The sequence below is a fragment of the Jeongeupia chitinilytica genome (assembly GCF_014652315.1).
Lineage (GTDB): Bacteria > Pseudomonadota > Gammaproteobacteria > Burkholderiales > Chitinibacteraceae > Jeongeupia > Jeongeupia chitinilytica.
In genome coordinates this window covers 160,998-177,923 of sequence record NZ_BMYO01000006.1, presented here as the reverse complement: position 1 = coordinate 177,923, position 16,926 = coordinate 160,998, and the positions used below count along the sequence as shown (strand labels likewise).

Annotated in this window: 21 protein-coding genes and 1 other RNA gene; 5 read left to right on the top strand and 17 right to left on the bottom strand. The window is 61.6% G+C overall.

What is annotated here, in order from left to right:
• Positions 1 to 17 precede the first annotated feature (17 nt).
• From IE097_RS12245 to ylqF, 6 genes are all read right to left on the bottom strand, one after another.
• Positions 18 to 626, bottom strand: a complete 609-nt coding sequence (locus IE097_RS12245; protein ID WP_189461133.1) for a 5-formyltetrahydrofolate cyclo-ligase — start codon at positions 624 to 626, stop codon at positions 18 to 20.
• Between the two features lie 15 nt (positions 627 to 641).
• Positions 642 to 839, bottom strand: a non-coding RNA gene (gene ssrS, locus IE097_RS12240) — 6S RNA.
• Between the two features lie 64 nt (positions 840 to 903).
• Complete coding sequence (locus IE097_RS12235) at positions 904 to 1,209, bottom strand: cell division protein ZapA (protein WP_189461132.1); 306 nt, start codon at positions 1,207 to 1,209, stop codon at positions 904 to 906.
• Positions 1,206 to 1,406, bottom strand: coding sequence for a cell division protein ZapB (gene zapB, locus IE097_RS12230; protein ID WP_189461131.1), 201 nt, complete (start codon positions 1,404 to 1,406; stop codon positions 1,206 to 1,208). The genes IE097_RS12235 and zapB overlap by 4 nt, the downstream gene beginning before the upstream one ends.
• Before the next feature lie 36 nt (positions 1,407 to 1,442).
• A complete protein-coding gene (locus IE097_RS12225) occupies positions 1,443 to 2,306 on the bottom strand; it encodes a cobalamin-binding protein (protein WP_189461130.1) in 864 nt (287 codons plus the stop codon).
• Positions 2,307 to 2,521: 215 nt separating this feature from the next.
• The gene (gene ylqF / locus IE097_RS12220) at positions 2,522 to 3,451 is read right to left on the bottom strand and encodes a ribosome biogenesis GTPase YlqF (protein WP_189461129.1); all 930 of its coding nucleotides are present in this window, start codon (positions 3,449 to 3,451) and stop codon (positions 2,522 to 2,524) included.
• Between the two features lie 343 nt (positions 3,452 to 3,794).
• On the opposite strand from ylqF, the gene IE097_RS12215 reads away from it, so the two are divergent.
• Complete coding sequence (locus IE097_RS12215) at positions 3,795 to 4,286, top strand: peroxiredoxin family protein (RefSeq protein WP_189461128.1); 492 nt, start codon at positions 3,795 to 3,797, stop codon at positions 4,284 to 4,286.
• 55 nt (positions 4,287 to 4,341) lie between these two features.
• On the opposite strand, the gene IE097_RS19490 is transcribed toward IE097_RS12215, so the two are convergent.
• The 11 genes from IE097_RS19490 to IE097_RS12160 all read right to left on the bottom strand — a co-directional run bounded on the left by IE097_RS19490 (position 4,342) and on the right by IE097_RS12160 (position 13,812).
• The gene (locus IE097_RS19490) at positions 4,342 to 4,725 is read right to left on the bottom strand and encodes a type IV pilin protein (RefSeq protein WP_268247088.1); all 384 of its coding nucleotides are present in this window, start codon (positions 4,723 to 4,725) and stop codon (positions 4,342 to 4,344) included.
• 10 nt (positions 4,726 to 4,735) lie between these two features.
• Positions 4,736 to 5,230 carry a pilus assembly PilX family protein gene (locus IE097_RS12205; protein WP_189461126.1) on the bottom strand — a complete coding sequence of 165 codons (495 nt, stop codon included), beginning with the start codon at positions 5,228 to 5,230 and terminating at the stop codon, positions 4,736 to 4,738.
• Between the two features lie 11 nt (positions 5,231 to 5,241).
• Positions 5,242 to 5,994 carry a PilW family protein gene (locus IE097_RS12200; protein ID WP_189461124.1) on the bottom strand — a complete coding sequence of 251 codons (753 nt, stop codon included), beginning with the start codon at positions 5,992 to 5,994 and terminating at the stop codon, positions 5,242 to 5,244.
• The gene (gene pilV, locus IE097_RS12195) at positions 5,991 to 6,509 is read right to left on the bottom strand and encodes a type IV pilus modification protein PilV (protein ID WP_189461121.1); all 519 of its coding nucleotides are present in this window, start codon (positions 6,507 to 6,509) and stop codon (positions 5,991 to 5,993) included. Before pilV ends, IE097_RS12200 begins: the two co-directional genes overlap by 4 nt.
• Positions 6,506 to 7,018 (bottom strand): GspH/FimT family pseudopilin, encoded by a 513-nt coding sequence (locus IE097_RS12190; protein WP_189461119.1) that lies wholly within the window; start codon positions 7,016 to 7,018, stop codon positions 6,506 to 6,508. Before IE097_RS12190 ends, pilV begins: the two co-directional genes overlap by 4 nt.
• Positions 7,015 to 10,137 carry a PilC/PilY family type IV pilus protein gene (locus tag IE097_RS12185; protein WP_189461117.1) on the bottom strand — a complete coding sequence of 1,041 codons (3,123 nt, stop codon included), beginning with the start codon at positions 10,135 to 10,137 and terminating at the stop codon, positions 7,015 to 7,017. Before IE097_RS12185 ends, IE097_RS12190 begins: the two co-directional genes overlap by 4 nt.
• 442 nt (positions 10,138 to 10,579) lie before the next feature.
• Positions 10,580 to 11,854, bottom strand: coding sequence for a glutamate-1-semialdehyde 2,1-aminomutase (gene hemL, locus IE097_RS12180; protein ID WP_189461115.1), 1,275 nt, complete (start codon positions 11,852 to 11,854; stop codon positions 10,580 to 10,582).
• 41 nt (positions 11,855 to 11,895) lie between these two features.
• Positions 11,896 to 12,357 (bottom strand): CYTH domain-containing protein, encoded by a 462-nt coding sequence (locus IE097_RS12175; protein ID WP_189461113.1) that lies wholly within the window; start codon positions 12,355 to 12,357, stop codon positions 11,896 to 11,898.
• A gap of 8 nt (positions 12,358 to 12,365) precedes the next feature.
• Positions 12,366 to 12,788 carry a CopD family protein gene (locus IE097_RS12170; RefSeq protein ID WP_189461111.1) on the bottom strand — a complete coding sequence of 141 codons (423 nt, stop codon included), beginning with the start codon at positions 12,786 to 12,788 and terminating at the stop codon, positions 12,366 to 12,368.
• On the bottom strand, positions 12,788 to 13,621 hold the full coding sequence (locus IE097_RS12165) for a M48 family metallopeptidase (RefSeq protein ID WP_189461109.1): 834 nt from the start codon (positions 13,619 to 13,621) through the stop codon (positions 12,788 to 12,790). The genes IE097_RS12170 and IE097_RS12165 overlap by 1 nt, the downstream gene beginning before the upstream one ends.
• A gap of 38 nt (positions 13,622 to 13,659) precedes the next feature.
• Positions 13,660 to 13,812, bottom strand: coding sequence for a rubredoxin (locus tag IE097_RS12160; RefSeq protein ID WP_373295745.1), 153 nt, complete (start codon positions 13,810 to 13,812; stop codon positions 13,660 to 13,662).
• Between the two features lie 75 nt (positions 13,813 to 13,887).
• On the opposite strand from IE097_RS12160, the gene thiD reads away from it, so the two are divergent.
• The 4 genes from thiD to IE097_RS12140 all read left to right on the top strand — a co-directional run bounded on the left by thiD (position 13,888) and on the right by IE097_RS12140 (position 16,919).
• The gene (thiD, locus tag IE097_RS12155; RefSeq protein WP_189461105.1) at positions 13,888 to 14,718 is read left to right on the top strand and encodes a bifunctional hydroxymethylpyrimidine kinase/phosphomethylpyrimidine kinase; all 831 of its coding nucleotides are present in this window, start codon (positions 13,888 to 13,890) and stop codon (positions 14,716 to 14,718) included.
• A 113-nt stretch (positions 14,719 to 14,831) separates the two neighbouring features.
• Positions 14,832 to 15,767, top strand: a complete 936-nt coding sequence (locus IE097_RS12150; RefSeq protein ID WP_189461103.1) for an AraC family transcriptional regulator — start codon at positions 14,832 to 14,834, stop codon at positions 15,765 to 15,767.
• The gene (locus IE097_RS12145) at positions 15,767 to 16,339 is read left to right on the top strand and encodes a chloramphenicol phosphotransferase CPT family protein (RefSeq protein WP_229797564.1); all 573 of its coding nucleotides are present in this window, start codon (positions 15,767 to 15,769) and stop codon (positions 16,337 to 16,339) included. The genes IE097_RS12150 and IE097_RS12145 overlap by 1 nt, the downstream gene beginning before the upstream one ends.
• 76 nt (positions 16,340 to 16,415) lie before the next feature.
• Positions 16,416 to 16,919, top strand: a complete 504-nt coding sequence (locus IE097_RS12140; protein ID WP_189461101.1) for a DUF1993 domain-containing protein — start codon at positions 16,416 to 16,418, stop codon at positions 16,917 to 16,919.
• Positions 16,920 to 16,926: the final 7 nt, after the last annotated feature.

The following is a 16,926-nucleotide window of genomic DNA, read 5'->3' as shown; positions in this document are numbered from 1 at the left end:
AACGGTTTAGCAAGCGCTCAAACCGGGCGGCGGTGGATGCCCGTTTCGGTGATCAGCAGGTCGAGGTTGAGGTCCCAGCGATCGGCCGGCAAGGTATCGACACGCTGACAATCGAAGGCGAGGCCGACGAGCAGTGGCCGGCGCCAGTGCCGGCGCACACGGCGGAAGTGGAAGGTGGTGTCGTAGTAGCCGCCGCCCTGACCGAGCCGGCGCAATTGCGCATCGACCCCGACCAGCGGGACGAAGACCACGTCCAGCGCTCGTGCACCGCAATGTTCGGCGTGCAGCGGTTCGGGAATGTCGTAGGCGCCGAGTTGCCAGACCGCATGTTCGTCGAACCGCACGAACGACAGCTTGCGGCCGCGTCGCGGCACGATCGGCAGATAGACGCGGCATCCGTGGTGCTGCGCGGCGAGCATCAGCGGCCAGGTCGAGCATTCGCTGCCGGTCGGCATGTAGGCGGCAAGGCGGCGGCCGCGCCGAAGCAGGCCGGCCGCGCCCGCCCAGACCGCGATCTGTCGTGCCGCAGCGTGACGTTGCGCGGGGTTCAACGCAGCACGGCGCTGGCGCAGTTCCTTGCGCCAGCGGGCTTTGTCCTGGGGGGAGGAAGGGTCAACGTGGAACACGTCAGCCTAGGAGAAGGGCTTCCCGCGAGTGCCGTTTCGGTCCGCATCTTGAACCCACAGGTTCAAGGGGCCACCGGCCGGGTACCATCAGGTGCGTTCGGCAAGTACCGGAGTACAGGGAACACTCGCAACAGGCACACCTTAAAAGCTGGCGACCGGGTAACAGCTTATCGGTTCAAAGAATCTGGACCGAAACGAACACCGCAGGAAAGCGAAGGGTGAGACCGACTGCGTCTTTGACTACCACTGTAGCCGCCAACGTCCGGTGCATCTTGATCTAGAACAAGGCCGTCTGATCTTGCAGCACCGCGTCGATCGCCGAATTCATGGCTGTGATTTTACGCTGGTAAGCGCCAATGTCAAAACCGCCGGCCTGCACGTGCAGGTATTCATGGGCCAGATTGAGCGCGGCCATGATGGCGATCTTCTCGATGCCGACCACCTTGCCGCCGCCACGGATCTCGAGCATTTTCGACTCGAGCAGTGCCACGGCCTGCTTGAGCGTTTCCTCCTCGTCGGCCGGGCAGGCAACACGGAATTCCCGCCCCATGACGACGATGTCGAGCTGACGGGTCGCGTTCATTGTTCGTCCTCGGGCAGTTTGCTCAGTATGGCGGCAACGCGATTGCGCGCACCGTCGACCTTGGTCTGCAACTGCTGGTTGTCCTGCTGCAGGCCAAGCACCTGCTGGCGCAACTGGCGGTTTTCGCTGCGCAGCGCCTGGCAAAGGCTGACCAGTTGGCCCAGCTTGTCTTCGAGACTGGCGAATTCGGCATCCATGGCAATCGGCTTGTGGGAATCTGCAGCGATTCTATGTCATTTCCCGGCAGGCCGCGCTGCCTCGATGACCGCACACAACGCAGCCACACCATCAACCAGACGCGGACCGGGTCGCAACAAACGGTCATCGTCGAGAATCTTGAGCTGGCCATGGATGACGGCCGGCAGGCCCGGGTAACGCGTCCAGTGCTGCCAGTCAGGATCCGCTGCCGTACTGATGATCAGCGCCGGCGCTCTGGCCAGCACCGATTCGACACTGACGAGCGGGTAGGGCGCCACGACATCGCCGAACACGTTGATGCCGCCGCAGTCACCGATCGCCCTGCCGAGGAAATCCTGGTTCGACACGGTCATCAATGGCCGGCGGCTGATTTCGAGCATCACCGGCACCCGCAGCCGTCCCCGATACGTTGCCTTGAGCGCGACATAGCGGCTTTGCAGTTGCGCAGCCCGCGCCTCCGCCCGGCTCGAGCGACCCAGCAGCTTGCCCAGCCGGCGCAGATTGTCGGCGACCTCGTCCGGATTGCCGGGCCGGCTGACGAACACGGCAACACCCTGTGCCTTGAGTTGCGCCAGGCTGCGCGCCATCGCCTCGCCCGACCAGGCCACAACAAGATCCGGCCTGAGCGCAAGCACGGCTTCGACGTTGGCACCGTCGTAGCGACCCACCCGCGGCAGCGTACCCACCGACGCCGGATAGTCGCTGGCACTGTCGACACCCACCAGCGCCTGCGGTGCCAGTTCGGCGACGAGTTCCGTTGTGCTGGGCGCCAGGGTGACGACACGTCGGGCTGCTTGCGACAAACGGACCGACTCGCCCAGATCATCACGGACCTCGATGGCTGCATTTGCGCTGACCGCCAAGGCCAGCAGCAGCACACCCAGAGCAGACGTACCCACAGCAAAAACAGGAAATGCTTTCAAATCAATGACCTGAATGATGAACAAGCCAGCGAGGCAACTGTGGACAAGGCCATAAAGCGGGCAATCGGCAAAATCACCACCAAATCGTCCACAACACCCGATACCAGTACGACACAAGACCGGAACAACGCCAAGGAGATGAATCAAAAGGAGAAAAAGCACTTATCCACAGGATCGGGCATCCCTTGTTTCTACTCTTGTATTCTCTTTTCAACTGAATCAGTTAAAGACGCTTCCGCTTCCACACGCTGCATTTCAGCCGCTTCCGCCTGTTCCCGAAGCATGTCATCCGGTGTTTCCAGCGTCATTCTGCCGATCGTCGCACTGCGAAACTCGGTCAGCAGCAGTTCGGCTGTCTTCTGCGTGTCAACCCGATTGCCGGAGAGCACCGCTCCGCGTTGACGACCGATGCGTTCGAGCAGTTCTTCGACGCCACCATCAAGCGATTTCAGCTTGTAACGGGCCTGCAGATAAGCGGGATAGCGCTGGCGAAGGGCATCGAGAGCAAACCAGGCCACGTCTTCGTCGTTGTAGGCGTTCCTGCCCACCGATCCGGCCATCGCCAGCCGGTAACCCCACACGTCGTGCTCGATCTTGGGCCACAACAACCCCGGCGTGTCGTAAAGGATCATGCCGCCGCTGAGTTCGACCCGTTGCTGACTCTTGGTCACCCCCGGCGTATCGGCCACATTGGCGATCTTCCGACTCATCAGCAGATTGACCAGCGTCGACTTGCCGACGTTGGGGATGCCCAGAATCATCGCCCGCAGCGGTTTGGTTTCACCGGTGCGATGCGGCGCCAGCTTCAGACAGCGCTGCGGGATCTGTCTGGCTTCGTTGGCCTTGTTGTCGAGTCCCAGCAGCATGGCGGCACGATTGGGCTGGGCATTGAACCAGTCCAGCCAGACGCGGTTGAGCCTGGGATCGGCCAGATCCGCCTTGTTCAGGATGGTCAGCGCCGGACGGTTCCGGTGATGGCGCAACTGTTCGATCATCGGGTTGCTGCTCGAGAACGGCAGACGTGCATCGACAATCTCGATCACCACGTCGACCTTGGCCATGGTTTCGGCAACCTGCTTGCGCGCCGCGTTCATATGACCGGGAAACCACTGGATCGCCATGACCCCTCCTGAAGCTCAAAAGCCGCGGATTATACGCTTGTTCACAAAGGCATAATGAAATCAACAACTTGGCTTGTGAGCAACCGGAGCCATACCTGTGAACAAGCGCCGTTTCCTGTTTGCCGCCTGAAAGCTCCACCACTTGTCCACATCCCCCATGGCGGGTTCTACCGACGGAAGATCAACGGCAAGTCCTTGAACATGCAAGTGAATCGGGTTTATCCACAGCTTTGGACGGGCCTTATTTCTACTCTTATATATGCTTCTATTTACATCAAGCTAAGATCGTATCGCGCAGTGCTGCAGTACACTTGCGGCGCATGAACGAGGTACGGGAACGGGAATGAAGACGCGTTACTTGGGAATCGGTGTAGTACTGGCTGCGATCCTGATTATTACTTACACAGGATTCGGTAAAAAATCCGCACCTGAAGTCAGTTTTTCAACGATTGAAGGAAAGACAAGCTCGCTTCAGGCGATGCGCGGCCAGGTCGTGCTGGTCAATTTCTGGGCGACAAGCTGCAGCGGATGCATGCAGGAAATGCCCGAACTGATCAAATTGCAGCAGAAATACGGCCCGGCTGGCTACAAAACACTGGCCATTGCGATGAGTTACGATATTCCGGAATACATCCAGAATTATCGTCAACGAACGGAATTGCCGTTCATCGTCAGTCATGACAAGGATGGCAGTCTGGCCAAGTCGTTCGGTGATGTTGCATTGACGCCGACCAGTTTCCTGCTCGACAAGAACGGTAAGATTCTCAAGCAGTATGTGGGCATTCCAGACATGAACGAGCTCAATCAGCTGATTCAGGGTGCACTGAAAAGCTGATTTGTAAACGAAAAAACCGGCCAAGTGCCGGTTTTTTTATTTGTATTTCAATAACTTAGTTTGTCCATTTTCCCGTTCTAGCTCCAGTATTGTCCAGAACCTGATCACCATCTCCGGCCTGGGATTTTCCTGTTGTCGGTGATGCGGTAATCGAAAACGCATTCGCGCTGGCACAGGTTGTCACAATGGAATAATACGTACTGGTAGGATCGGTAACGCCACAGGTCGTTCCTGCAGCGGTCGTGGTATAGCGACCATTGGTACTGAAATAGCGCTCCATGGCCTGTGCCTGTTCGACCATCTGGCGCTGAACGTCAACACGACGTGTCCTGACAACATATTGTGTATAGTTTGGCAAGGCAATGGCAGCCAGAATGCCGATAATTGCAACAGTAATAATCAGTTCAATTAACGTGAAACCCCGATTTGATTTGTGCACGTTATTTTCCTTACGAAACCGGGCAAACATAGGCAATGGTTTGCAAAATAACGACCGAACGCGAATCGATACCCTGACCACGGCCCATAATGCTGTAAGCTTTGCAGCTTGATTTGTCGACAGGGCGTAAGGTATCACTCAACTGGTTCACCAGATACTTGGCCGATGTCGCCTGACCGGTAATCACGTTGGCGTTGCTTGCCCCGTTGTCCGACCACGTGCTTGGAACGGCATTGCCCGAAGCAACAGCACCGACGCCGTTGACGTTGCTGCCAGTGCAGCCGCTCAGGCAGGTCTCGGCGTTGTTCTGCAACAGCGACTCACCCTGGCGCAGCGCCTGCTCGGCGGCCTGATAGGCACGGTTGCGGTCCATGTAGTTGCCGGCCATTTTTTCGTTCATCGTTGTCACCCGCATTGCGTTGACCACCAGAATGGTGACGATGACCAGCAGGATCAGTGAAACCACGAGCACGAAGCCCTGCTGATTCCGGTTGTGGTTCGGCATGGTTCGCGTTCCTAGCGGTTTCTGAGCACGATCGTTGTTCGGAACGTGCGATAGAGCTTCCTGTCGGTATCCGAGCCCGAAATCGCCTGACCCGCACAATCGGTAACGGTAGCGGGCTTGCTGATGCTGCTGTCGGTTTTTTCGCTGCGCAGGACGAGGCAGGCCCGGACAGCCACGATTTGCAGGGCTGTTTGTGTACCGGTCAGCGTGTTGACATAGCTGTTGGCAATGCAATCGCGTTCTTTGAAACCGCCTGCCACATTGGCCCCGCAACCGAAGTCGGCCGGCGTTGCCGGTATGGCGTCGACGGTATCGATGCCGTACTGAAGCTTGAAGTCGGCAACTTCGCTTCCGCCGCCACTGCCGGTCGGCGCAACCCAATCCGTGCTTCCGCACTGCAACTTGCCGCTACTGAGCGCAACAGTCAGCGTAGTTGCACCGGCAGCCGCTGCGCGGCCGTCGCAATCGATCTGGTTGGTACCGTCTGCGGTGAACTTGATCGCCACCGAAGTGCTGGAATTGCCCGAGATCCTGTCCGTCGCCATCGCTGCAGTCGGATCGGCACGGTAACCTGCCTGTCCGATCACCCGTTGCAGCATGGATAGTGCAAAGCGACCGTCTTCGGACAGGTGGTTCTGCATGTTCTGGATCCGGTATGCCTGCCTGGTCGACATGTACAACTCGGAAACGGCAAGCAGTACCACCAGCGAAATCGCCATCGTGACCATCAGTTCAATCAGGGTGAAACCGCGCGAGGCGTTCATTCGATCACCGTCGTATAACTGCTGTTGTAATCGGCCGAACTGCTGGCTTTGCTGCGATCGTCCACCCAAGTGATGGTCAGCGTGTAACGCAGGAAGCCGGCGGACTGGCTGTTTGCCGGAACCAGAGAAAAACTGGCGCCCGGCAGCTGGGTACGCAGCGCGTTGTTCCATTCGGACATTTCACTGCCGACCAGATAGGCCTGCCGGCTTGCATCTTGGGCATTGCAGCTGATCTGATCGGCGTTACTGCTGCTTTGCGTGCACCTGGAGAAATCCGGCGGCAGCGCGGTCGCGCCATCGTCGCCGCTGCCCAGATACGGCGTGCGGTTGGCGCGAATCCGGTCGGCGAGATCGGCGCTGAGATCGGCAGCAATGCCGCGGTAGTAGGCACTCTGGCTCATGATCATCGAACGTGAATGCAGTCCGGCCAAACCGAGCAAGCCGAGCGCCAGAATCACCAGCGACACCATCACTTCAATCAGCGAAATGCCGCACTGCAACCGACGGGACATCATGAACAGACCGTGGTGGTGACGGTTTTGCTCACCCGGCCGGACAACGCAACCGCAACCTGGTGCTGCTTGTGGCCGCTGATGCAGAGCGTAAAGGTGGCCGCCGACTGGGCACTGCCCAAGGTCGGGTTGAACACCACCGAGGTGGCGGATCCGCCGGTACTGACGGTAATGCCGCGCTGAACGAGAAATTCCAGGACCTTGCTGCTGGTGTCGTTGACCAGCCAGCCGGACGACCAGTCCGTGACCGAGGTCGAGCAACTGGTGGCACTCGTCCCGGTCGGCTTCGGACAGACCGTCATGTTGCTGCGCCGCTTGATTGCCTCCAGTCTGGCGGTGTTGAGTGCGCTGACCAGCATGTCGCTTTGCGAAGCCAGCCGGACATCCTTGACCCAGTCGACCATGCTGGGAACGGCAACCGCAGCCAGAATGCCGAGGATCGAGATGCTGACCATCACTTCGAGCAGCGACGAGCCCGTCTGGCGTTTGGGGTGGATATGCTTGTGCATCATTTGATCTCCCGCCAGATCATCGTTTCAACCTTGGCACCGCTGGCCGGGCCAAGCAGGGTGTCCTTGTCGACTTTGTCGTCGCCGATCGTGCCGGTGTACGTCGTACCCTTGCCTGTTGAAGCGGGACGCGTCATCGGCGCAAAGGTCGACACACCGGGCCTTGCGTTACCGATGTAGACCGCCATCGAATTGGCCTCGCGCTGGGCAATCACCTGTCCCAGCGGCACATCGGATGCACCGGGCTGCGCCGGCGGCGTGACCAGCTTGGCATCGCTGCCTACATAGGTCAGTTCGGTCGGAATCCCGCTTTTGTCGTAGCCGCTGGCGTAGGCACTGCCTGTACTGAAGGTGACCTTGTCGTCAACGGTCGAGCGCAGGTCCGGTACGATGTCGACAAAGCTGTAGGCTCGTGCGAAATTCTTGTCGTTGTTCTTGGTGGTGACCGACCCGGTCAGCGGGTTCAGGCCCATGATCCAGCCCTTGCCGCCGGGCAGGCAGGCTTCGCTCGACTGGGTGATGCCGGTACCGAACAGGACCTTGTCGTCGTAGAGCATGGGCGAGGTGACCAGCCGTTCGGTATTCGTAAGATCGATGTACCAGCCTTTGGGCAAAGTACCGCCGCTGGTACTGGACTGCAGGTCAAGCAGGTTGGTCGACATCTTGCGGTAACTGCCGACGCGCTTGCTGCTGTCACTGACCGTTGCGGTGGCTTCGATGGTTTGCTGCTGCAGTTCGTTGCGTGGAATCGTCCGTGGTGCTGCATCCATGTAGTCGACAACGCCATACAGGCTCTGCGTGGTCGTATCGGTACGGTCGGCTTCGGTCAGCAGCCGGCCGGTGCCAAACAGGATCAGGTTGCCCAGCGAGGTGTTGTCGGCACGATTGATGGCCATGACCGCAGGGCGCATCACGATCGGATGGGTCGGACCGGCATCGAAGATCGGGTTGGTGGTCACGCTGAAATTGGCGGGTGTATCAGCGGTCAGGTCAAAGCGCCACAGTTTGCCGTTGGCATCGCCGGCATACACGTAGTCGAGCACGCCGTCCTGACCGAAATCGACACCCGCCGGCGACGACAGGCCCGCGCCGCCGGTGACGACGATCTCCTTGAGCAAAGCCCCGGTGTTGGCGTTGATGATGTACAGCGACGAGGACTTGCTGGCCTTGGTGCCGTCGTCGTAGTCACTTTCGTAGCCGTTGCTCAGGATCACCGCCGGCACCACGGTGGTGGCCGAGGTGCGTACGTTGTAGATCAGCGGCGTACCGAAGCTGTAACCCATGCCGGCCTTGTTCTGGTCGGTCCATTCCCACTTGACCGTATTGGCCGCGCTGCTGAAATTGCTGCTGCTGGTGGCATCGATCGCGAAGTAACCCTGGCCACCCTGGCCCAGTCCGCCGACCAGCAGCGTTTTCCAGGTGCCGCCCAGTTTGACGTCGGCCCAGCGCATGCTGCCGTTGACGTGATAGGTGTGTGCCGTGCCGCCCGGCTCGCCGTAATCGGCCTTGCTCAGCGCCTGCAGGTGCGGATACACCGCCGACGGGATGAAACCCATGATTTCGGTCATGTTGGCGATGCCGAAGCCGTGCAGCATCCCGTCGTTGGCGCCGATGAACACCATGTTGCGATCGGCATTGACGGTCTTGAACGCGGCGTAATCGGTGTCCGGTGTCTGGCCGCTCGGCCGGCTGATCACCACCGGCTGGCTGTCGACAATGTCGCCAAGTAGGCCGTTGCTGCGTGTCCGGTAGTTGGTGACCGTTTCGCCGCGCAGGAAACGGACGACGTTCTGCCGGTCGGTGGCATTGGCGCCCAGGGCGTTCTGCTGTGCGGTGGTCATGTTGGCGACGACGGTAGCCGGCGAGACGCCGAAATCGAACGAGGTCGTCGCACCGTTGCTGATCGATGCTGAATACAGCTTGCGGCTGGTGACCGCCGGAATCACCGCCTTGCCGTTCGGCGTGCATTGTGACGTGTTCGGGTTGAAGTTGCCGGAGCCATCGAGGTTGTAACAGCGCAGTTCGCCGTACCAGCCCTTGGGATTGAAGACCGGCTGGAAGACCTTGTTGCCGTCACGGAGGGTTTCGCTTTGTGTTGCAACACCGCCGGCATTCGAGACCGACGCAACGATGTCGGATACGGCATTGGTCAGGGCCGTGGTCAGCTGGGTCTGGTCGTCGGCGGTATAGTACTTGCCATGGCCGACCGCGGCGGTGGCCTTCAGCACCGCATTGTTGACGTTGAAGCCGACGGTATAGGTGGTCAGGTTCTGTTTGATGAACTTCAGATCGTCGAAACTCTTGCCGTCCAGATCGGTACCGCCAACGCGAAAATCCGCATCGTAGGCATACATCGCGGCATCGCGGATCGAGCGGAGATAGGTCGTCTGGCTCTTGTCCATGAACGGGTCACTGCTGTTGCTCGACCCTTCCAGGACGACCGGGCAGGTCACCGATGATTGGGTACTGCTGTTCTGGCAGATCTGGAATGTTTTGGAGATTGCCGTGTTGGCAGTGTCATAGCTGGTGTATTTGATGACCGACTTGCCGACACCGGGCAATGAGTCATCCTTGGTCGAATCGCCATCGGTGATGACGATGGCGAAGTTCTTCTGGCACCGGTACTGGATCGGGCTGGTGTAGGTGCCGCTGGAGGTGTTCTTGGTTTTGCCGTAATAGCTTGATTGCCCGCCGAAGTAACGGGTGATTTCGACCATGGTTTCACCGAGCGGTGTCCAGGTTGCGGCATCCAGCGCGTCGATGGCGGCGTTCAAGACCGAGGTACTCGAACCGACCGGCGCTTGGAGAATGCCGCCATTGTCGATCTGGTTCTTGCCGGTATCGAAGGAAAAGAGACCCCAGCGCAGATCGGGATTTTTCGCGATCAGGTCCTTGGCGACCTCTTTGGCGATGTCCATCTTTTTCTTGCTGCCACCCGTGCTTGGCGGGTCATCCATACTGCCGGAGTTGTCGATGTGCAGCAGCACGTTCGGTTTGACCGACGAGCTCAGTGTCGGCGGCAGTGCCGGGTAGGGTTCGTCTGCAAAAGCGGTGTGGGCCAGCGCCGGGAACGCCAGCGCTAGTCCGTAGCGCAATGTGTTCAGTCGAAAACGTGCGTGCATGTTGATCCTGCTCCCGAAGCGCTGTTCTACCTGCTGCTTGCCATCGATCGAACGTGGCTGCGCTATCCCGGCATCAAGTAAATCAGTATTTTTAGATGTACTGATGTTACCGGGCCGCAAAACATTAGCGTTTCATCATATGAACGCGTGTTTCCAAGCTACAACACGGGTTTCGGGGCATGCGCAGGCCCGGATGGCCGGTGCGGAATCGGCGTCTGCCGGTCATTGCTGACACGCAGATTCAGCCATTGCTGTACGGTTTATAGCCTGCAGGCAGGGCGGAGCGGAATCCGGTGATGTCCCATCAGGTACTGACCCGATGCGTCAGCATGAAGCTGAATGGTTCCGGCGCCGGAAACGGAAACGGCAGTGCCCGCTGGCCGTTGACCAGCCGACGGGCGGTGACGGGCCGCCGCATTGCACGGCGACCCGTTCCGGGGGATCAGGCCGCAAAAACGCGTGCGGCGGCGGCCACGGTGGCTGCGATGTCGGCGTCACTGTGGGCGCTGGAGACGAAACCGGCTTCGAACGCCGACGGTGCCAGATAAACCCCTTCGGCCAGCATGGCATGGAAGAAGGCGTTGAAGCGTGCCCGGTCCGAGGCCATCACGTCGGCGAACGATTGCGGCGGTGTCGCGCTGAAATAGACGCCGAACATGCCGCCGACGCTTTGCGCCGAGAACGCGACGCCGGCATTGCGCGCGGCGGTGGAAAGGCCTTCGGCCAGCGCTGCGGTCTTCGCACCCAGCGTATCGAAGAATCCCGGCTGGCGGATTGCCTGCAGCGTGGCCAGACCGGCGGCAACGGCGACCGGATTGCCCGACAGCGTGCCGGCCTGGTAGACCGGGCCGAGCGGTGCCAGTTTGCCCATGATGTCGGCACGGCCACCGAACGCGGCCAGCGGCATGCCGCCACCGACGACCTTGCCGAGGCAGGTCAGGTCCGGCGTGATGCCGTGCAGGCCCTGTGCACATTGCAGGCCGACGCGGAAACCGGTCATCACTTCGTCGTAGATCAGCACCGCGCCGTGGCGTTCGGTCAGCGCGCGCATGGCGGTAACGAAGGCCGGTGAAGGCCGGACCAGATTCATGTTGCCGGCGACCGGTTCGACGATGATGGCGGCGATCTTGTCGCCTTCGGTGGCGAACAGTGCTTCCAGTGCAGCAACGTCGTTGTACGGCAGTACGATGGTATCGGCGGCGACCGCGGCCGGCACGCCGGCGCTCGACGGATTGGCGAAGGTCAGCAGGCCCGAGCCGGCCTTGACCAGCAGGCTGTCGGCGTGGCCGTGGTAGCAGCCTTCGAACTTGACCAGCTTGTCGCGGCCGGTGAAGCCGCGCGCGAGGCGGATCGCACTCATCGTCGCCTCGGTGCCGCTGGACACCAGCCGCACCTGTTCGAGCGACGGCAGCATCTCGCACAGCAGGTCGGCGAGTTCGATTTCGCGCTGCGTCGGTGCGCCGAAGCTGAGGCCGTCGCGGGCGGCGGCGATCACGGCGTCGAGCACTTGCGGATGCGCGTGGCCGAGGATCAGCGGTCCCCACGAGCCGACATAGTCGATGTAGCGCTGGCCGTCGGCATCCCAGACGTAGGCGCCTTCGCCCTTCTTGAAGAAGCGTGGCGTGCCGCCGACCGAGCCGAAGGCGCGCACCGGCGAATTGACGCCGCCGGGAATGTGCTTTTGCGCGGCGTCGAAAAGTTGTTCGTTTGCAGTCATATCAGTTTTCCTAGCGAGTGCACCGGCGCCGCGACCGACGCTTACCAGCGGCTGTACGGCCGTTCGGACAATGCACTGTTGTAATAGCGCGGGTCGGCGGAGACTTCGGCCCCGAGCCAGTCGGGGCGGACGAAAGCGGCATCGACCGACGGCAGCTCGATCTCGGCGACGATCAGCCCGGCGTTGTCGCCATGGAATTCGTCGATTTCCCAAGTCAGCCCGCCGAGGTCCACCAGATGCCGGGTCTTGTCGAGCACGTTCGGACAGAGCGCCAGCATGGCTGCGGCGTCGTCGGCCGGCACCGGGTATTCGAACTCGGCCCGGGCGATGCCCCGGTTCCTGCCCTTGACGGTCAGGAAACCGGTTTCACCCTTCAGGCGCACGCGCACCGTGCGTTCGGGATCGGTGCACAGATAGCCCTGGGCAATGCGCGTCGACCGGTGCACGGCATCGCGCCAAGCATCCGATGCCAACAGGAACTTGCGTTCGATTTCGATCGCCATGACGGCTCCTAGAACGGTTTGACGACGACGAGGACGACGATGGCGAACAGCGCCAGCACCGGCAGCTCGTTGAAGACCCGGTACCAGCGGTGGCTGCGGGTGTTGCGGCCGGCGGCGAAGTCGCGCACCAGCCTGAAGCACCAGCCGTGATAGCCGACCAGCAGCGCCACCAGGGCCAGCTTGGCATGCATCCAGCGCCAGCCGGGACCGGCATAGAAATCGTAGCTCGCCCACGTCGCCAGCCCGAAGCCGAGTGCCAGCAGCGCCAGCGGCGTCATGAAGCGCAACAGTTTCTTTTCCATCAGCGCCAGCCGGGCGATCTCGGCCGGTTCGGTCGCCATGGCGTGGTTGACGAACAGCCGTGGCAAATAGAACAGCCCGGCAAACCAGCTGGTGACGAAGATGATGTGCAGTGCCTTGAACCAGAGCATCAGCGTTTGCCGTACTGCTTGACTGCCGCTTCGTACAGCGGCTCGACCTTGGGAATCTGCGCCTGCAGATCGCGGATCCGCGTGCTCGACGACGGGTGGGTCGACAGGAATTCCGGCGAGCCGCCCTGCGATGCGGCGGCCATCTTCTGCCACAGCGTCACCGCCGCCTGCGGGTTGTAGCCGGCCCTTGCAGCGAGCTCCAGCCCCATCACGTCGGCTTCGGATTCGTGCTCGCGACTGTTCGGCAGTGTGTAACCGACCGCGATCAGCTGGTCGCCCATGCCGAGCAGCGCGTCGTACTTGCCGCCGGTGAGGATGGAAATCCCCTGAATGGCAATCTGCTTGTTGGCCTCGCTGCTCATCCGTTCGCGTGCGTGTTCGCGCAACGCATGGGCGATTTCGTGGCCCATGATCTGGGCGATCTCGTCGTCGCTGAGCTTGAGCTCGGTGATGATGCCCGAGTAGAACATGATCTTGCCGCCGGCCATGCAGTAGGCGTTCAGCTCCTTGCTCTGCTCGACGTTGACTTCCCATTTCCAGTTCAGCGCATCGGGCCGGAACACGGCGGTCTGCGGGATCAGCCGGTCGGCAATGCTGCGCACGCGCCGGGTCATCGCTGCATCGGTGTTGAGCTTGCCGCTGCCTTTGGCCTTGCCCAGCGTCTCGTTGTACGCCTGCGCCGACATCTGCTCGACGTCCTTTTCGGACACCAGCATGCTCATGCTCTGCTTGCGGGTGATGTTGGTCGCACCGGTACCGGTGGTGCTGACCTGCTGACAGCCGCCGAGTGCGATCGCGGCTGCGATGGCAAGGGCAGTAAGCGAACGTTTCATCGCAATGGTCTCTTTCCGTGGGCGCCGGAGGCCGGAACTCAGATCTCGATCATTTCAAAGTCGTCCTTGCGCGCACCGCAGTCCGGGCAGGTCCAGTTCGGCGGCACGTCGTCCCACGGTGTGCCGGCGGCAATACCGTCTTCGGGGCGGCCTTCGGCTTCGTCATAAATGAAGCCGCAAATCAAACACATATACTTTTTCATCAGGTCGGGCCCTTCGTGTCGTTTAGAATCGGAATTCTACCCCAATCGTTTCAGCTGCCCGCCATGAAAGCCGCCCCTCCGCTCGTGCTGACCTTTGCCGCCAATGATCCGTCCGGTGGCGAGGGCGTGTCGGCCGACATCCTGACGCTGGCCGCGCTCGGTTGCCATGCCTTGCCGGTGATCACCGCGCTCACCGTTCAGGACAGCGCCGGGCTGCAGGAGTTTCAGCCGGTCGATCCGGAATGGCTGCACGACCAGGCGCGCTACGTGCTCGAGGACGCCGAAGTCGACGCGATCAAGGTCGGCATGGTGGGCAGCATCGAGAATCTGACCGTACTGGCCGAAATCGCCGCCGACTACCCGGACATCCCGCTGATCCTCGATCCGGTGATGGCGCGCGCGCACGGCGACGACGAGATGGCTGCCGACGAATATGTCGCCGCACTGCGCGAACTGCTGGTGCCGCATTCGCTCATCGTCACGCCGAACCAGCACGAGGCACGCCTGCTGGCGAGCGACGATGCCGACGAGCAGGAAGACCTGCCGCTCGATGCCGCGGCCAACCGCATCATCCAGCTGGGCTGCGAGTACGTGCTGATCACCGGTGCGCAGGCGGCAACGCCGAAAGTGAACAACGCGCTGTTCAGCCAGAACGGCCGGATGCGCACCGACAGCTGGGACCGCCTGCCAGGGCGTTTTCATGGTGCCGGCGCAACGCTGGCGGCCGCGATTGCCGGCGCGCTCGCCAACGGTGTCGAGCTTGGTCAGGGCGTGCGCGACGCGCAGGAATACACCTGGCAGGCGCTGAAGCACGCTTTCCGGCCCGGCATGGGCCAGATGCTACCGGACCGGATGTTCTGGGCGCGCAGTACCGACGACGAAGCTGGTGCCTGATCGTTCCACGTGAAACATCGACCGCCGGCCTGTCGACAGGGGCTGGCCGTCCGCCAGCGCTTGCGGCATGCTAAGGTCTTCACCTTATGCCCTGGTCGGCAAGGATGACCGCGATGAATGCCCCCGTACCGAATTACATTCCCGTCGTGTCCCGTCAGCCGCACCGGCTGATTCCGTGCCCGCGACTGGAACGCGCGGTCGACCGGATGATGCGCGACATGTCGTCACCGCTGACGCTGGCCGACCTGGCCGATGCCGCGCATTACTCGCCGTGGTATCTGGTTCGCCGCTTCCAGAACCGTTACAACACCACGCCGCAGGCGTTCCTGTGGAAAACCCGGCTCGAAACCGCTGCGTCGCTGCTGCACTGGGCACCGCACCTGCCGATCGGCGAAGTCGCGCGTCAGGTCGGCTTTTCGTCGGCGGCGACATTCAGCCGCGCGTTCCATCGCGAGTTCGGCTTCACACCGAGTGCCTGGCGCAAGGGTGAACCGGAAACGCGCGACTGGCTGCGCGAAACGCTTGGCCCCAAGAGCTACCAGCCGGGCAGCCGGATTGCCGGTACCGACGCCGATTACGTCTGGTCGTTCGACGAAGTGGCCGCCAAGATCACCGTCGAGGAGTGGCCGACGATGCGCTGCCTCTATCAGCGCGAGGTCGGCGACTACGGTTGTCACCTGAACGATATGTGGATCCAGTTCGGCAACTTCTGCCAGCGCAACCAGCTCGACAAGGACTTCTGGTACGGACTGATCTGGAACGATCCGGGCACGACGCCGGCCGGCCGGCGTCGCTACGACACCGCGGTGCGGATCGATCCCGGCACCCGCATTCCGCGCGGCTTCGGCGAATGCCGGCTGCAGGGCGGCCGCTGGGCGGTATTCAGCTTCACCGGGCCGACCGACGACATCGGCCCGCGCTGGCGCGACCTGATGCACGTATGGTTTCCGCGTGCCGGTCTGACGCCGGATCCGGCACGGCCACGGATCGAGCGCTACCGTGCCCATTTCGGTGACGGCCAGATCGACCTCTGTCTGCCGGTGCTCTGATGCTGCCGCAGGTGATCGTCCTCAACGGCTGCAGCTCGGCGGGCAAATCGTCGCTGGCGCGGGCGCTGCAGGAGCGCCTGCCCGAGCAGTACCTGTATTTCGGCATCGACCACGTGCTCTCCAGCCTGCCGCAATCGGACTGGCTGCGCATGTGCCGTGGCGAACCGATCACGCGTAGCGGATACGACTGGGCAACGCTGGTCCGCGGTTACCACTACTGCCTGCCCGGACTGCTGCAGGCCGGCAACCGGCTGATCATCGACAACGGCTGGTGCGAGCGCGACGAGAAGCGCGAACTGCTGACCGAACTGGCCGGCTACGCGGCGGTGCTGGTTGCGGTGCGCTGTGATCCGGCAATTGCGGCGGTGCGGGAAGCGGCGCGCGGAGATCGCGCCAGCGGGCTGGCGGCGTGGGAAGCACCGCGGGTGCATGCCGACTGGGATTACGATCTCGACGTCGATACCGGTACCGACAGCATTGCCGACTGCGCCGACGCGCTTGCGGCCAGACTGGTCGAAGCGCGCTACTGGCGCGCCGCGGCCGACAGCCTCGAGCGGCTCAATCTGGGCTGAAGCACCTCCCCTTCCGGGCTAACATGAAGCTTTGCCGGTCCGACGGGCCGGCATGGGTCCCGTTCGAGGAGTCGTCATGTCCCTGAGTTACTTCCAGCTGTCCGTCCCGGTTTACGTACGCATGCTCGGCAACCTGTCCCGTCTGCTCGATCTGGCGGCGGGCTACTGCAGCGAGCAGCAGATCGACGAAAAGGTGCTGCTGCAGAGCCGGCTGTTTCCGAACATGTATCCGTTGCTCAAGCAGGTGCAGATTGCGACCGATCAGGCCAAGGGCAGCATCGGCCGCCTGAGCGGGATCACGCCGCCGAAGTTCGACGATACCGAGACCAGCATTGCCGAACTGCGCGAGCGCATCAGCGCAGTGCTGAGCTATCTCGAAACGGTGCCGGCCGATGCGCTCGACGGAACGGCAGGCAAGACGGTCACGATGCCGTGGATGCCCGATCGCCCGATGCAGGGCGAGTTCTACCTGCTGAACTTTGCCTTGCCGAACGTGTACTTCCACATCAGCACTGCCTACAACATCCTGCGCCACAACGGCGTGCCGCTCGGCAAGGCCGATTTCATCGGCGAAATCTGAGCGCAAA

Coding starts and splice junctions, on each gene's coding strand:
- IE097_RS12235 (WP_189461132.1), bottom strand. CDS start 1,209: ATGAACGCGACCCGTCAGCTCGACATCGTCGTCATGGGGCGGGAATTC.
- zapB (WP_189461131.1), bottom strand. CDS start 1,406: ATGGATGCCGAATTCGCCAGTCTCGAAGACAAGCTGGGCCAACTGGTC.
- ylqF (WP_189461129.1), bottom strand. CDS start 3,451: ATGGCGATCCAGTGGTTTCCCGGTCATATGAACGCGGCGCGCAAGCAG.
- IE097_RS12215 (WP_189461128.1), top strand. CDS start 3,795: ATGAAGACGCGTTACTTGGGAATCGGTGTAGTACTGGCTGCGATCCTG.
- IE097_RS12205 (WP_189461126.1), bottom strand. CDS start 5,230: ATGCCGAACCACAACCGGAATCAGCAGGGCTTCGTGCTCGTGGTTTCA.
- IE097_RS12200 (WP_189461124.1), bottom strand. CDS start 5,994: ATGAACGCCTCGCGCGGTTTCACCCTGATTGAACTGATGGTCACGATG.
- pilV (WP_189461121.1), bottom strand. CDS start 6,509: ATGATGTCCCGTCGGTTGCAGTGCGGCATTTCGCTGATTGAAGTGATG.
- IE097_RS12190 (WP_189461119.1), bottom strand. CDS start 7,018: ATGATGCACAAGCATATCCACCCCAAACGCCAGACGGGCTCGTCGCTG.
- IE097_RS12185 (WP_189461117.1), bottom strand. CDS start 10,137: ATGCACGCACGTTTTCGACTGAACACATTGCGCTACGGACTAGCGCTG.
- hemL (WP_189461115.1), bottom strand. CDS start 11,854: ATGACTGCAAACGAACAACTTTTCGACGCCGCGCAAAAGCACATTCCC.
- IE097_RS12175 (WP_189461113.1), bottom strand. CDS start 12,357: ATGGCGATCGAAATCGAACGCAAGTTCCTGTTGGCATCGGATGCTTGG.
- IE097_RS12170 (WP_189461111.1), bottom strand. CDS start 12,788: ATGCTCTGGTTCAAGGCACTGCACATCATCTTCGTCACCAGCTGGTTT.
- IE097_RS12165 (WP_189461109.1), bottom strand. CDS start 13,621: ATGAAACGTTCGCTTACTGCCCTTGCCATCGCAGCCGCGATCGCACTC.
- IE097_RS12160 (WP_373295745.1), bottom strand. CDS start 13,812: ATGTGTTTGATTTGCGGCTTCATTTATGACGAAGCCGAAGGCCGCCCC.
- thiD (WP_189461105.1), top strand. CDS start 13,888: ATGAAAGCCGCCCCTCCGCTCGTGCTGACCTTTGCCGCCAATGATCCG.
- IE097_RS12150 (WP_189461103.1), top strand. CDS start 14,832: ATGAATGCCCCCGTACCGAATTACATTCCCGTCGTGTCCCGTCAGCCG.
- IE097_RS12145 (WP_229797564.1), top strand. CDS start 15,767: ATGCTGCCGCAGGTGATCGTCCTCAACGGCTGCAGCTCGGCGGGCAAA.
- IE097_RS12140 (WP_189461101.1), top strand. CDS start 16,416: ATGTCCCTGAGTTACTTCCAGCTGTCCGTCCCGGTTTACGTACGCATG.